Source organism: Flectobacillus rivi, from assembly GCF_030056655.1.
GTDB lineage: Bacteria > Bacteroidota > Bacteroidia > Cytophagales > Spirosomataceae > Flectobacillus > Flectobacillus rivi.
Genome location: NZ_JASHIE010000014.1, coordinates 190,151 through 204,223, shown reverse-complemented (window position 1 = coordinate 204,223; position 14,073 = coordinate 190,151). Strand labels below are relative to the sequence as shown.

General features: G+C 36.9%; 10 protein-coding genes and 2 tRNA genes. 7 read left to right on the top strand and 5 right to left on the bottom strand.

Translation table 11 applies throughout. The features are described 5' to 3' along the window. The first annotated feature begins 178 nt into the window (after positions 1 to 178). Positions 179 to 649 (top strand): LytR/AlgR family response regulator transcription factor, encoded by a 471-nt coding sequence (locus tag QM481_RS19395; RefSeq protein ID WP_166550426.1) that lies wholly within the window; start codon positions 179 to 181, stop codon positions 647 to 649. 319 nt (positions 650 to 968) lie between these two features. On the opposite strand, the gene QM481_RS19390 is transcribed toward QM481_RS19395, so the two are convergent. Beyond that, positions 969 to 2,351, bottom strand: coding sequence for a BamA/TamA family outer membrane protein (locus QM481_RS19390; RefSeq protein WP_283382973.1), 1,383 nt, complete (start codon positions 2,349 to 2,351; stop codon positions 969 to 971). A 130-nt stretch (positions 2,352 to 2,481) separates the two neighbouring features. On the opposite strand from QM481_RS19390, the gene QM481_RS19385 reads away from it, so the two are divergent. Beyond that, positions 2,482 to 3,816: an MFS transporter gene (locus QM481_RS19385; protein ID WP_283382972.1), complete on the top strand. Its 1,335-nt coding sequence runs from the start codon at positions 2,482 to 2,484 to the stop codon at positions 3,814 to 3,816. Positions 3,817 to 3,907: 91 nt separating this feature from the next. Here the strand turns inward: QM481_RS19385 and QM481_RS19380 are convergent, their stop codons facing one another. Both QM481_RS19380 and QM481_RS19375 read right to left on the bottom strand, forming a co-directional pair. Next, positions 3,908 to 5,569, bottom strand: coding sequence for an AMP-binding protein (locus tag QM481_RS19380; protein WP_283382971.1), 1,662 nt, complete (start codon positions 5,567 to 5,569; stop codon positions 3,908 to 3,910). A 297-nt stretch (positions 5,570 to 5,866) separates the two neighbouring features. Beyond that, the gene (locus QM481_RS19375; RefSeq protein WP_283382970.1) at positions 5,867 to 6,640 is read right to left on the bottom strand and encodes a biotin--[acetyl-CoA-carboxylase] ligase; all 774 of its coding nucleotides are present in this window, start codon (positions 6,638 to 6,640) and stop codon (positions 5,867 to 5,869) included. A 125-nt stretch (positions 6,641 to 6,765) separates the two neighbouring features. On the opposite strand from QM481_RS19375, the gene rsfS reads away from it, so the two are divergent. The 4 genes from rsfS to QM481_RS19355 all read left to right on the top strand — a co-directional run bounded on the left by rsfS (position 6,766) and on the right by QM481_RS19355 (position 12,213). Beyond that, a complete protein-coding gene (gene rsfS / locus QM481_RS19370; protein WP_095167965.1) occupies positions 6,766 to 7,152 on the top strand; it encodes a ribosome silencing factor in 387 nt (128 codons plus the stop codon). A 210-nt stretch (positions 7,153 to 7,362) separates the two neighbouring features. Beyond that, entirely contained in the window at positions 7,363 to 9,459 is a 2,097-nt protein-coding gene (gene ftsH, locus QM481_RS19365) for an ATP-dependent zinc metalloprotease FtsH (RefSeq protein WP_166550431.1), read from the top strand. Between the two features lie 137 nt (positions 9,460 to 9,596). Further along, positions 9,597 to 10,403, top strand: coding sequence for a UDP-2,3-diacylglucosamine diphosphatase (locus QM481_RS19360; protein ID WP_283382969.1), 807 nt, complete (start codon positions 9,597 to 9,599; stop codon positions 10,401 to 10,403). 265 nt (positions 10,404 to 10,668) lie between these two features. Beyond that, the gene (locus tag QM481_RS19355; RefSeq protein WP_283382968.1) at positions 10,669 to 12,213 is read left to right on the top strand and encodes a glycoside hydrolase family 32 protein; all 1,545 of its coding nucleotides are present in this window, start codon (positions 10,669 to 10,671) and stop codon (positions 12,211 to 12,213) included. Positions 12,214 to 12,317: 104 nt separating this feature from the next. Here the strand turns inward: QM481_RS19355 and QM481_RS19350 are convergent. Continuing rightward, positions 12,318 to 12,392, bottom strand: a tRNA-Val gene (locus QM481_RS19350). Between the two features lie 16 nt (positions 12,393 to 12,408). Beyond that, positions 12,409 to 12,486: transfer RNA gene (locus QM481_RS19345), tRNA-Val, on the bottom strand. Between the two features lie 484 nt (positions 12,487 to 12,970). Here QM481_RS19345 and QM481_RS19340 point away from each other — a divergent pair. Continuing rightward, complete coding sequence (locus QM481_RS19340; RefSeq protein ID WP_374760920.1) at positions 12,971 to 13,804, top strand: TerC family protein; 834 nt, start codon at positions 12,971 to 12,973, stop codon at positions 13,802 to 13,804. Positions 13,805 to 14,073: the final 269 nt, after the last annotated feature.

Genomic DNA, 14,073 nt, shown 5'->3' with positions numbered 1-14,073 from the left:
TTTTACGAAGAGAAAATAGATGGATTTAGTGATTACTAGGTGTATTGGGGGATAGGTATCACATCATGATGTGATTGACAGGTACCATAAAAATCAGGAATTTTGTGATACCAATTTACCTAACCATGACTTAGTCCTTTAAATATTTATATTTTCCGAACGTAACTTATTAACTATCATGGTAACATCAAGAATTTCTAACTTGCCCTCTATTGCTGTATCTGTACCATCAACAGAATACAATGCCTACTCATTGGAGACACTTCGTCTACCAAAAATTTCTGACGTTGTAAAACGTGAGAATATCAAAGAAGGTTTTATTTCTTTGCCTGTTTGCTGCAAAAAAAGCATCTCTGTGGCTTGGAAAGACATCACTCATCTCGAAGCAACGAGCAATTATACCAAGTTTTACTTCAGTAATGGAAAAAACTTACTAGTTTCTCGTACAATGAAAGATTTTTTGAGTAAATTAGATGCCGAAATGTTTGTGAGAGTTCACAAGTCATTTGCGGTTAACCTGAACTACATTGTTCAGTACGATGTGAAAGAAGATATGTATGTGGAGTTGAAAGGTGGAGCAAAAATCAGTGTATCACGCCGTAAGAAAAAAGATTTCTTAGAAAAAAGACGTCAATACTTTGAAAACTAATCATAGTAAAAAATATTAGTGGTTAGGTATTTAGGAAACAAGGGCGACCCTTGTCGCCCCATGTTTTTAAAATAGCTAATCCAGCTAAAAAATATTTAAGATAATAGGTGTAGAACTATTAATTTGCACAGGGAGATGTTCTTAACGTCTCCTTTTGTCTTTTATATGGGTCAAGAATATTGAGGGAATCATGTCTGATTGTAGAGATGCAATGCTTGCGTCTTCCCAAGTGTTTAAAATAGAGCCTGTAAAAATGAAGAACTTATTTGTCAAACAATAAGTAGATACTTCTTTATACGATTGTTCCACTGCCTCTTCATTAGAATTCTCTAGTAATATTGAAAATAATCCCAGATTTTCCTTCTCTATTAATTGCCCAATGCAATTTTACAACTAGATTGTAATACGTTACTGCATCTACTCCCAATCCTGTAGAATACAAGGGTTTGTTTGCTAAAGCACTAAGGTTCTTATACACATATTCGTTTTGTACATATCCCCAGTCAACAAAATAATTTGGATAGATTTGAATAGGAATTCTATTAAACTGAGACGACTTAATCCATTTAATAGTTAAGGTCTTATCCAAAAGTTTGGTTCTTAGATTCATTCGTGCCCAAACATATTTTTGTCCATCAATCACATAGAGCTCATAACCTCGTACCAAGTCTGTACCATAGCCCAAGCCTCTCGTATTAAAGAAGGGTTGCTTATTAGGGAGTGATATTTTTCCTTCAGCTCCAATATTCAAAAAGAGATTATTGGCTAAGGCCCAATATTTATTGGCTGTGAGCGTAATATCCAATTGATTGAGATTATCTGATGGTAATAGCCCTAGTTTGTTGAGATATACCTCAAACCGATAACCTCGTAAAGGAAAAACTACATTGTCACGGAAATCGTAATTGAAATAATAGCTTAATTGAACATAGCGTTGGGTATTAGCTCCCTCCAAAAAGTAATTAGGATTAGCTTTTCGAATCGTATCGGCTATCCAGTTTTGATTGTATCGAAGTTCAAGGGTGTGATTATCGTAGAAATGATAGCGCTTTTTGAGTTGAGCAAAAGCATAAATTCTCTGTCGCAGACTATTATCTGACTTGATATAACTCAGGGTATCGTGCAAAGTACCAAAGGCAACATTTTTATTGGTAGAATAGGAAATACCTAGCCCTAAACCTGTTTTTTGTACTTTGTCGATATAGGGTATTCTGTAAAAAAGCTCTAGTTTTTGCGTAAATCCTACCTCTGCATTCAGAATCAATTTTTCGGCACGACCTCTAAAATTGGCATGAGTAATGTTAGCCCCAAATATTAATCTGTCTAGTCTTCCACCACGATTCCACCATTCATTATAATTTCGGTCAGCAATTTGAATATTGGGGTATCCAAGTATATACCATTGCTCTTGTACTTTAATCAAAATATCCAGCCTATTGGATAGGCTATCTTTGTTATGTTTGATCTCAACAAAATTAAATAAGCTCGTATTAAAGACCTTTCTTCTATTTAATTCAACTCTTTTTGCTAAATCGCGGGTGTTGATGGTATCTCCTTCATGAAAGTCTAGCTCTCGCTGAATGATATATGCCTTTGTACGTTGATTTCCTTGAATAGAAATATGACGAACAATCAGGGATGAATCACTTTCGACAGGTTGTGAAAAATGAAGGAGATGACAAAATAGAGTTACTAAAAACATACTTTGAGAAATAAGCTGTCGAGCAAATTCGGGGCTTAGGTTTGGTGAACTTAAATAATTGAAAAAGTTTCTTAAATAAAGCTAATTTATTCTTATTATTGTTTTCTATTTCCACAAATTAGCCATTTTTATGAAATCCTTAAAATCTTCACTTACCTTCTCACAAATCATTAATATGAATGTGGGATTTTTTGGCATACAATATAGTTTTGGGCTCCAACAAAGTGCCGTAAATCCTATCTATGACTTTTTGGGAGCAAGTCCCGACGAAATACCACTATTGAATTTGGCTGGTCCAGTTACAGGGTTATTGATACAACCGCTTATTGGGGCTTTGAGTGATAAGACTTGGCACCCTCGTTGGGGACGTCGCAAGCCTTTCTTTTTTATAGGAGCGCTCCTTTGTAGTTTGACGCTCTTTATCTATCCTTTTAGTAGTTCGTTGTGGATGGCAGCAGGTCTATTGTGGGTTTTGGATGCAGGCAATAACACTGCCATGGAGCCTTATCGTGCATTTATTGCAGATGTTTTACCCGAGGAACAACAAGCCACAGGTTTCTTGACTCAGAGTTTCTTTACGGGGCTAGGAATTACATTAGCTAACGTATCCTTGTTCGTTTTCCAAAAAAATATCACAGGTTCTTATGGACAAATTCCATATTGGGTATTTGGTTCATTCTTTTTAGGTTCATTATGTTCGATAGGTTCGGTGTTGTGGTCAATGTCAAAAACGGAAGAGATACCGCCAAGTGAGGAAGAATTAGCTAAAATACGAGCGAATAAAGGAGGTTTGTTAGAGCCTATCATTGAGATTTTGTCAGCTATCAAAGATATGCCGAAAGTGATGTGGCAATTGGCTTTGGTGTATTTGTTTCAATGGTATGCTTTATTTTGTTATTGGCAAAATGCTTCTAAAAGTATCGCCTTATCGGTTTGGAAAACAACACCTAAAGAAAACCCAGACTTGTATCAAGAGGCCGTAGGTTGGACAGGTTTAGTAAATGGCTGGTATAATGTTGCCACGTTTATGTCAGCTTTTGGCTTAGTTTGGTTAGCCAAAAAGAGTAGTCCAAAGCTCGTTCATATATTATGTTTGATTATGGCAGGTGTGGGTCTATTGATTTTTCCACATATTGAGAATAAGTATATGCTATTTGCTCCTATGACAGGTTTTGGTATAGCTTGGGCAAGTATGATGGGAATACCTTATTTGATGGTTGTATCCGAAATTCCAAAGGAGCGTTATGGCGTATATATGGGAATTATTAATATGATGATTGTAATTCCGATGATTATCCAAAATTTAACCTTTGGCTATGTGCTTGAACATTTCTTAGATAATGATTCTGGTAAAGCTGTAACTTTTGCAGGGATATTTTTACTAATAGCAGCGGCTGCCACGATGTTGATTAAATCCAAAAAAATGGAAGAAGGACAAGTGGTAAGCATGAGTGCAGGGCACTAATTGCTGGTGATTAAGTGTTGGCTTTCAGTTTTGAGAAAGTATTAAAAATATATTCTTCTCAATACTGAAAGCCAACATATTATGGTAAAAGTTAGTTCTCAAAAACTATTTCTTCTGGGCTTTCAAACCACTTCTCTAATTGCCCATGATAATGCTTTTCAATGACATTTCGCTTGATTTTAAGGGTAGGGGTAAGCATATTGTTTTCGACTGACCACGCCTCTTTCACAACGACTATTTTTCGTAAATGCTCATAGTTTTTGAAATGTGGATTAACTCTTTTGATCATTTCCCGAAAAACTTCACGTAGTTGTGTCTCTTCTGTATTTTTTCCAATCTCAGATAAAACTACCAATGCGATGGGCTGAGGTAAACCTGTTCCTACAACACACACCTGTTCGATAATTGGATTTACCGCCAACATTCCCTCTATGGGTGTAGGTACAATATATTCGCCTTTGGCAGATTTGAACATATCTTTTACTCTACCAATAATAGAAATATAGCCTTCTTCATCAATAGAAGCCATATCTCCTGTAGCCAGCCACCCATCTTTAAATAACTCCTGAGTCATAATGGGTTCTTTGTAATAACCTACAGTGTTCCATGGAGCCTTCATTAGTAGCTCTTGAGTATTGGGGTCTATTTTGATAGTAACGCCATTATGAGGTTTGCCAACGGTTCCCTTTTTATATTTTGGAGGCATAATTGTTGCTACGCCCATATTCTCAGTCATGCCGTAAGCTTCTCGGATTTGAATATCAAGCTTATGAAACCATTCCAGCAAGCTACTTGGCATTGGGGCTGCACCAGTCAAAATTAATTCTGCTTTTGCAAGACCTAATCCCTTTTTCACTTTATTTCGGATAATACTTTTTACAATGGGTATTTTGAGTAAAAGGTCGAGTTTGCTTTGTGGTAATTTTGATAAAATACCCAACTGAAACTTTGTCCAAATGCGAGGTACAGCCAAGAAATGGGTAGGATTGGCTGTTTGAAGATTAGATGCAAAAGTGTCCAAACTCTCTGCAAAATAGATCGTACCCCCAGAGGCTATTCCCGCAGATTCCACTAGAGTTCGCTCTGCGATATGACAAAGTGGCAAATACGAAAAAAAGCGAGCGTTTGAGGTGTCTAATAGCCCCACTTCCCTTGTATGTTCTAATGCCGAAATTAGTCCTTGATGTGTGAGCATAACACCCTTTGGTACACCTGTTGTCCCCGAAGTATAGACAATAGAACTTACCTCTTCATAACTAGCTAAAGCGAAAGAAGCCAAAGGATGGGTTATTTTAGTGATGGATTCCCAATTTTCGAATTCACTTGGAGCTCCTTCGTAATAACTAGGATAGGACACACAACGAATACTCGTGGGAATACCACCTTTCATAGATTCCCAAGCGTCTAACTTTCCAACAAATAAAACCTGACAATCTGAATGAACCAGCACCTGCCGAAGTTGCTCGTCGGTAAGAGTAGGATAAAATGGAACAGACACATGCCCGGCCATGCTAATGGCCAAATCGGTCATAATCCAATGGGCGCAGTTTTTGGACAAAATCCCAATATTACTACGTGGAGGCAAGTTCTGGGAAAGAAGCCATTGTGCCATTTTCCGAATTTGTTGCCCAGCTTCCTGATAGCTAAAATCTCTAAATTCGGTGCCATGTGGCTGTTTTAGAAATATGCTGTCTGGTGTATGAGTTTCCCAATGGCAAAAATTTTCAACCATTGACTTAAATTGTCTTTTCATATCAAAATAGCAATTGAGGCTAAATAGGCATTATTTGAGGTGACTATGGGCACCTCTTAACAAAACCTGTTTTACAGTTTCTTTAGAAATTTTGAAGACAATTTAAGAATAAAATTGAATTTTGATTATATTTGTTTGAATTTTTTGGTGAGAGTTGTGGCGTAATACAAACCAATATCTAACCCCGATGTCATGAATAGGCAGGCTATCGTAAGAGTTCTTTTGATGTGTTTTCTAACGATGTTGTTAGGATATATCTTTTTCCAGAGTTTTGCTTCGTTTATACCACGACATTAACTAAGGGTTAATGACAAATTGAACTTCTTTGAAGTCAAAATACAACAACTCTTCGTCTTCAGTTTCAATCGCCAATTTACCCGTTTGGTCAATTCCGATAATTTGCCCTAAAAAAAGTTCACCATTTTTTCTGAAGTAATGCCATTCTTGGTATCTGTACATTACTCTGAGGTATTGTATTTTGAGAGATTCATAATACCCCTGTTTTATTTGCAGATAATATTTTTCAATTTTTTCAGCTAATTGAGCAAGCAAAGTATTTAAATCATAGCTTTGTGCAGCATTTGCCGCCAAGCTCAAAGATGAAGCCGTTGCAACGCCAAATTGAGTTTGGTTAATATTAAGTCCGATTCCAACAACAGAGTACCCAATATTGTATCCCTGGAGCGTATTTTCGATTAAGATACCACCTAATTTTTTGTCATAATGATAAATATCATTTGACCATTTTATCGTTAAACCCTCTGGCAGATATTGACTCAAAAATTCATGAACACCCAAAGACACCGCTACATTGAGCTGAAATTGATCTGAAGCACGAAGAAATGTAGGCTTGAGTATCAATGACAAAGTAAGATTCTGGCCTATTGCAGCTTCCCACGAATTTCCTCGTTGTCCACGACCCGTAGTTTGGTGGTCTGTAATAATAATCGTTCCTTCAAAAACCTCTTGCGATTGAATCATTTCAGCCGCAATGTCGTTAGTAGAATGACAAGTTGGCAGATATTTAATAATTTTGCCAGTAAATAAAGTATTGGGTTGAATTTTGTACAAGGTTATTTCGTAATTTTAGGTTTCTAAATACAAGAAAAAAAGGGCATCCATAGCCATATTTCAGAATTATTTGTACAAATATACTAGCCCTACTCCACAAGAGAATAACACATAAAGAATTTAGCATGGTAGATATCACAGCAGAAAAAGAAACAAGTTCAGAAGAACTTTGCAATTTAGTAGTAAAAGGAATGCAAGAAAAGAAAGCATTAGACATCGTAGTGATGGATTTGAGAGGAGTAAAAAATGCCTTTGCTGATTTTTTTGTAGTGTGTGCAGGTACGTCAGATACTCAAATTGATGCTATAGCCGATTCAGTTGATAAAGAAGTATGGGAAGCTACTCGTACAAACCCTAAAAGTATCGAAGGAAAGTCAAATCGTGAATGGATTTTATTGGATTATTACGATGTAATTGTTCACGTATTCAAGAAAGACAAAAGAGAGTTTTATAAACTTGAAGAACTTTGGGGAGACGCTCAGTTTACCTATATCGACGACGAAGCCGCTTAATCAGCAGTTGTAACCTCTCATAAATGTATTTTACCACTTCTCACGATTCATCAGCTTAAGAAACAATCTGCTTCAACTAGACGTTGATATGTGTAGAGTGGTAAAATTTCAGGATTATGACTATTGCCTAACCTTGTAAAATCAGGGCTACATCTTTTGGGTCATTATCCTAAACCAGAATTATGAATTTAAAGTGTAATTAAAAAAACAATGGCAGAAAATAATAGCGGAGATAACAGACAATCAGACTTCCCAAAAAATTCTCGTCGTCCCAACGTTCCAAGCGGCGGATTTCAGGGTTGGTTAGTAGTAGCTTTAATTATTGCTTTGGTGAGTATTTACTTCCTAAGTAAAACGCGTGTGTTAAAAACCATCGAGCCGCTACAATTTGAACAAATGGTATTGCATAAAGAAATTGCAAAATTGACCATTATCAAAAATAAAGACATCGCAGAGATTACGCTTAAAAAAGAGGCTTTACCAAAATATAAATCTGAGTTAGGTGACCAGCAAGGAAATGGAGTAATGAGTCAAAATTCAGGTCCTCATTTTGAATTACCTATCAACTCCGCTTTCTCATTCGAAACTGAGCTCAACGATTTACAAAAAGATATTCCTCGCGAGCAACGTATTCACGCTACTTCTGAAGAAAGAACAGGAATCTTTGAATTCTTGATGGGACCAGGATTACTAATCTTGATGTTTGTCGGAATTTACTTTATGTTCTTCCGTATGGGTGGAGCAGGTGGACCTGGTGGACAAATCTTTAATATCGGGCGTTCACGTGCAACGCTTTTTGATGGTGAGGCTAAAGTGAAAATCACTTTCAACGATGTGGCAGGTTTGGACGAAGCAAAAGAAGAAATTCAGGAAATTGTAGAGTTCTTGAAAAATCCTAAGAAATTCACTGACCTAGGAGGTAAAATTCCTAAAGGTGCATTGCTCGTAGGCCCTCCAGGAACAGGTAAAACCTTACTTGCAAAAGCAGTAGCTGGCGAAGCAGGCGTTCCATTCTTCTCACTTTCGGGTTCTGACTTTGTCGAAATGTTTGTGGGTGTAGGTGCAGCTCGTGTACGTGACTTGTTTAAGCAAGCAAAAGAAAAAGCACCTTGTATCATCTTTATTGATGAAATTGATGCTGTAGGTCGCTCTCGTGGACGTGGTGCAATGCCAGGAGCTAATGACGAGCGTGAAAATACCTTGAACTCTTTGTTGGTTGAAATGGATGGTTTTGCAACTGACTCAGGTATTATCATCATGGCGGCAACAAACCGTCCAGATGTACTAGATTCAGCTTTGTTACGTCCAGGTCGTTTTGACCGTCAAATTTCGGTTGATAAGCCAGACATCGTAGGTCGTGAAGCTATCTTCAAAGTACACCTAAAGCCTTTGAAATTAGCTGCTGATGTAGATCCTAAAGAGCTTTCAGCACAAACCCCTGGTTTTGCAGGTGCCGAAATCGCTAACGTTTGTAATGAGGCTGCCCTTATCGCTGCTCGTCGTAACAAGACCGCGGTAGATATGAAGGATTTTCAAGAAGCAATGGACCGCGTGATTGGTGGTTTGGAGAAAAAGAATAAATTGATTTCTCCTGAAGAAAAGAAAATCGTTGCTTACCATGAAGCTGGTCACGCGATTGCGGGCTGGTTCTTGGAACATGCCAATCCATTAGTAAAAGTAACTATTGTACCTCGTGGTATTGCTGCATTGGGTTATGCACAATATTTGCCAAAAGAGCAATTCTTGTATCGTACCGAGCAGTTAATCGACGAAATGTGCGTTACTTTGGGTGGTCGTGCCGCTGAGGATATTATCTTCGGAAAAATCTCAACAGGTGCACAGAATGACCTTGAGCGTATTACCAAGTTAGCGTATAGCATGGTGACTATCTATGGTATGAACGACAAATTAGGTAATATCTCTTACTACGATTCAAAAGGTTCAGAATATAATTTCAATAAGCCTTACTCTGAAACAACTGCTCGTGAAATTGACGTAGAAGTTCGCCAGATTATTCAGACAGCTTACCAACGTACGGTTGACTTGTTGAGCGATAAGCGTGAGAAGTTAGAAATTTTGGCACAAGAATTATTGAAAAAAGAAGTTCTTTTCCAAAGTGATCTTGAAAGATTAGTAGGTCCTCGTCCTTTCGAACAATTGACAACTTACCAAGAGTTTATTAAAGGTGAGGAGGAAAAAGAGAAAGCTTTAGAGCGCCAGAAAGAACAAGAAGCTGAACAAGAGCAACCTTCAGCTTCAGAAACAACAAGTGTTGATTCTACTGATACAGAAGATACACTTGCTTAAGATATGTTTTAGAAAAAGCCCTTCGCCATCGGTGAAGGGCTTTTTCTATTTAATGGCTTTCCACTTAAATCATCTTTTGTTACAATTACTTTCTTTATCTTCGCATAAACAAAACTTCGTATTTGATATTTGTAGGCATGATTTCTATTCAACTTCAATCTAATAAAAAAATATATTTCGCTTCAGATTTTCACCTTGGTTATCCTACACCAGAAGAAAGCCTTGCTCGTGAGAAAAAAATAGTTCGCTGGCTTGATCAAATCAGTGCTGATGCACAAGTTATTTTTTTAGTGGGAGATATTTTTGACTTTTGGTTTGAATACAAAAATGCTATTCCCAAAGGCTTCATTCGTTTGCAGGGGAAATTAGCTGAATTGTCAGATAAAGGTATCGAACTAATCCTTTTCACAGGTAATCATGATATTTGGATATTCGATTATTTTACGAAAGAAATGGGTATTAAGGTATACCGCGACCCACAGCAATATAGCATTCAAGCTTCTGGACAAACAAATCCTATGAAGCTTTATATCGCTCATGGCGATGGTTTAGGTCCTGGTGACAATGGATATAAGGTATTAAAACGTGTATTCGAAAATAAGGTTTGTCAATGGGCATTTAGTTGGTTACATCCTCATGTAGGTATCTCTTTAGCTCACTGGTGGTCGGGTAGTCGCAAGGACCCCGAACGTATCAATAGAGAGTTGGTTTTTAAAGGAAAAGACGAGTGGTTGCTAAATCATGCGCTTGAAGTGGAACAAACCCAACATTTTGACTACTATATTTTTGGACATCGCCACTTACTGCTTGATTTAGCGGTTGGCGAAACGGGTGCCAAATATATCAACCTTGGTGAATGGTGTTACGATTCTGCCGAAACGAGCTATCACTATGCTGTTTGGAACGGAACAAATATGCAAATAGAGTCGGCACTAGAGGTATAGCTTAAATAAAATTTTCCCCAAGCGTTGACATTTTTGTCTGGCTTGGGGAAAATTTTTATATAGACTAAGCTGACCTATTTCAACAGAATATATTGAAAATGGAAATCATAAAAATAATTACAAAAGTCTCTATCCAATAGTCAGTAAATAATTACCTATTTTACCTTTGTTTTAAAGCAATTGGACTGATAAGAATACCTCTTGTCTAATTTGTTATTTTACAATTTTCTATAATATCTACAATTTACCCCACCCGAGTTTATCTATGAAAAACTTTCTGAAAAATGTATTGCTGTGTTCTATTGGCAGTTTACCGCTGGTAAGTTTTGGCCAAAAAAAAGAACAAGAAACCAATCATCTACGACCAGTTATCCATTTTACCCCTCAAAAAAATTGGATGAATGACCCTAATGGATTACTATTTTATAAAGGGCAATATCATCTCTATTTCCAGCACAATCCTTTTGGGAACCAATGGGGACACATGAGTTGGGGGCATGCCACAAGCTCTGATTTGTTGCATTGGACCGAACATCCTGTAGCTATTCCAGAAGATACAACCATGATATTTTCGGGTAGTCTTGTACATGATGAGCGCAACACCTCTGGATTTGCAACTTCTCCTGAAGGTAGTCTAGTGGCGATTTATACGGCTCATATTGATGGTAAAAAACAATCACAGTACATTGCATACTCCAATGATGGTGGAATGTCTTTTACTAAGTATGCCAAGAATCCCGTAGTTGATTTAGGGAAGAAGGACTTTCGTGACCCCAATGTATTTTGGCACGCTGGTTCTTCACAATGGGTTATGACGGTGGTTTTACCGCTCGAATACAAAGTGCTATTTTATGGCTCGAAAAATCTTAAAGATTGGTCATTATTAAGCGAATTTGCTAATCAAGGGGATACACGTAAGCCTTGGGAATGTCCTTCGCTTGTAGAATTGCCCGTAGAAGGCTCAAATACCTCTAAATGGGTTCTAATGTTATCTTCAAATGGTTCGACGGAAGGATACACAGGAATGCAATATTTTGTAGGAGATTTTGATGGGAAGACTTTCACCAACCTCAATGCTCCCCAACAAGCTATGTATGTTGACTACGGGAAAGATGTGTATGCAGGTATTCCCTACAACGGATTACCCAAAGAACAAGCAACTTTGGTAGCATGGATGACTAACCTAAATTATACAGGTGATAACCCCACATTCCCTTGGCGAGGACAAATGACGATTCCTAGAAAGTTGTCTTTGAGAAATACCTCTGGTGGATTGAGACTGGTTCAAGCACCTGTGATTTCTTCGAAGTTTTTGGAGAAGCAGTATTCCTTCGAAAAAGAAAATTTCAAGATTAAAAATTCAATAGAATTGAGTGGAGGAACCTTATTTGCGGATAATGCTTATTTGATTGAGGCTGAAATAGAAGTAAAATCTGCTAGTAAAGTAGGTTTTAAAATTGCACAAGAAGTAGACTCTTTGGATAGTAAAAAGAACAAGCTTGAAACAAAAGTATATTATGATGTTAAAAAGAAGAGCTTGATTTTGGATAGACTTAAATCTTCGGTAAAACATCACCCTCAGTTTCCGAGTGTTGAACAGGCCAATTATGAATTGAAAGATGGAGTGTTAAATTTGCAAATTTTAGTAGACAGAATGTCTGTCGAAGTATTTGCTAATGATGGGCTAACTACAATAACGGATTTAATTTTTCCATCCGAAAAAGGGAAAGTACTTTCGATTTTTACGGAAAATGGTAAATCTAACGTAAGAAAATTAAAGATTTGGAATTTGAAAGGTGAATCAAAGTAAGTGAGAAATGAATGCAATCACTAGGAGCAAAGGCAAAAGGTCTTTGCTCTTTGATTTGTACAAAAATAAAAAAGCCCTCAAACTTTCGTAAGAGGGCTTTTTTGTGGTCCCACTAGGATTCGAACCTAGGACCCCCTGCTTGTAAGGCAGGTGCTCTGAACCAGCTGAGCTATGAAACCTAAAATGAAAATAAAGTGGTGGTCCCACTAGGATTCGAACCTAGGACCCCCTGCTTGTAAGGCAGGTGCTCTGAACCAGCTGAGCTATGAAACCATTTTATTTTGTGTCGTTGTCGTTGCGTTTAACGTGGTGCAAAATTACGCTGTTGAAATGTATTATGCAAGTCCTTTTGCGAAAAAAAATCACATTTTTTTGAAAGTTTTTAGTAACGTTTTTGTTATCAGAGAGTTAAATGATGAAAAAATTTTACATTTTTTTCAAAAAAACTACTCGACTTTTCTGAAATTCGTAATTTTTGGAGAAAAATTGTATTTAATCCTCTTTTTTTACCTCTAAAAGGTAGAACGAAAAATAAAATATTTTCAAAAAAAACGTCTGAAACCATTTAATAAACGATTTTTACCAATAAACCGATAAAAATAATGGCTTGTAAGCAAAACTTTCCTTCTATAGAAAAGAAGATTTTTTTAATTCACAAAACCTAATAGATTTGTAACAACAAGAACAGACAATCACTCCTTGTTTTGTTCGAGGAGAATTTTAAATAATAATTTCTTAAACCAACTTTTTAAAAATGATACAACAACTATTAAGTCCAGATGCTATCATCAGTTTAATTACACTTACATTTCTTGAAATTGTACTCGGTATCGACAACATTATCTTTATTTCGATTGCTGCAAACAAATTAGCGGTAAAAGATCAACCCAAAGCTCGTAATATCGGTTTGTTATTAGCCATGATTTTCCGTGTAGTATTGCTATTTGGTTTGTCGATTATCATTTCTTTACAAGAACCTTTTGTTCACATCGATTGGGGTTGGTTTAAAGCAGGTATTTCTGGACAAAGTTTGATTTTATTTGTAGGTGGTTTGTTCTTGCTTTACAAAGCTACTTCTGAGATTCACCACAAATTAGAAGGAGACCCGAACGAAGACCACGTAGATCGTCCAAAAGGAAGTGCTGCTGATAAGTTGACAGCCGTAGTTTTACAAATCGCTCTGATTAATATCGTTTTCTCTATCGACTCGATTTTGACAGCCATAGGTTTGACGCATAACTTACCAGTAATGATTTTATCGGTTGTATTGTCAATTTTGATTATGATGGGCTTCTCTGGTCCTGTGGGTAAATTTGTTAATGACCACCCATCAATTCAAATGCTAGGGTTAGCCTTTTTGATTATGATTGGCTTTATGTTGATTGCAGAAAGTGCTCACGGCTCTCACGTGTCAATCTTTGCTTCGGAAATTGGTACAGTACCGAAAGGATATTTATATTTTGCAATTGCCTTCTCATTGTTAGTAGAATTCTTGAATATGAAGACTCAAAAAGCAAAACCTGTACAGTTGCATGATTACAAAGTGCAAGCTAAAAAAGAAGGTTTGTTGGAGGATGAAGATGAGAAATAAGTCGAAAATAAGGTAGATTGGTCAATTACGACTTGAAACTTTTCAACGAAGCTGTTTAAACAAGAGATAGAATGCTTGAGTTAAAGTCAACAATATGACTTGTTCTTGACCAATAATTTCACTTAGCAGGTGGATTTATTCACCTGCTAAGTGAACGTTTAAACAGCTTCAATCTCAACAAAAAAGCGAATAGAATACTCTATTCGCTTTTTTGTTGTATAAATACCTAAAGATGGTTCCTAAAAAACAAAAGCCAGCGCTTTATGAGA

Coding starts and splice junctions, on each gene's coding strand:
- QM481_RS19395 (WP_166550426.1), top strand. CDS start 179: ATGGTAACATCAAGAATTTCTAACTTGCCCTCTATTGCTGTATCTGTA.
- QM481_RS19390 (WP_283382973.1), bottom strand. CDS start 2,351: ATGTTTTTAGTAACTCTATTTTGTCATCTCCTTCATTTTTCACAACCT.
- QM481_RS19385 (WP_283382972.1), top strand. CDS start 2,482: ATGAAATCCTTAAAATCTTCACTTACCTTCTCACAAATCATTAATATG.
- QM481_RS19380 (WP_283382971.1), bottom strand. CDS start 5,569: ATGAAAAGACAATTTAAGTCAATGGTTGAAAATTTTTGCCATTGGGAA.
- rsfS (WP_095167965.1), top strand. CDS start 6,766: ATGGTAGATATCACAGCAGAAAAAGAAACAAGTTCAGAAGAACTTTGC.
- ftsH (WP_166550431.1), top strand. CDS start 7,363: ATGGCAGAAAATAATAGCGGAGATAACAGACAATCAGACTTCCCAAAA.
- QM481_RS19360 (WP_283382969.1), top strand. CDS start 9,597: ATGATTTCTATTCAACTTCAATCTAATAAAAAAATATATTTCGCTTCA.
- QM481_RS19355 (WP_283382968.1), top strand. CDS start 10,669: ATGAAAAACTTTCTGAAAAATGTATTGCTGTGTTCTATTGGCAGTTTA.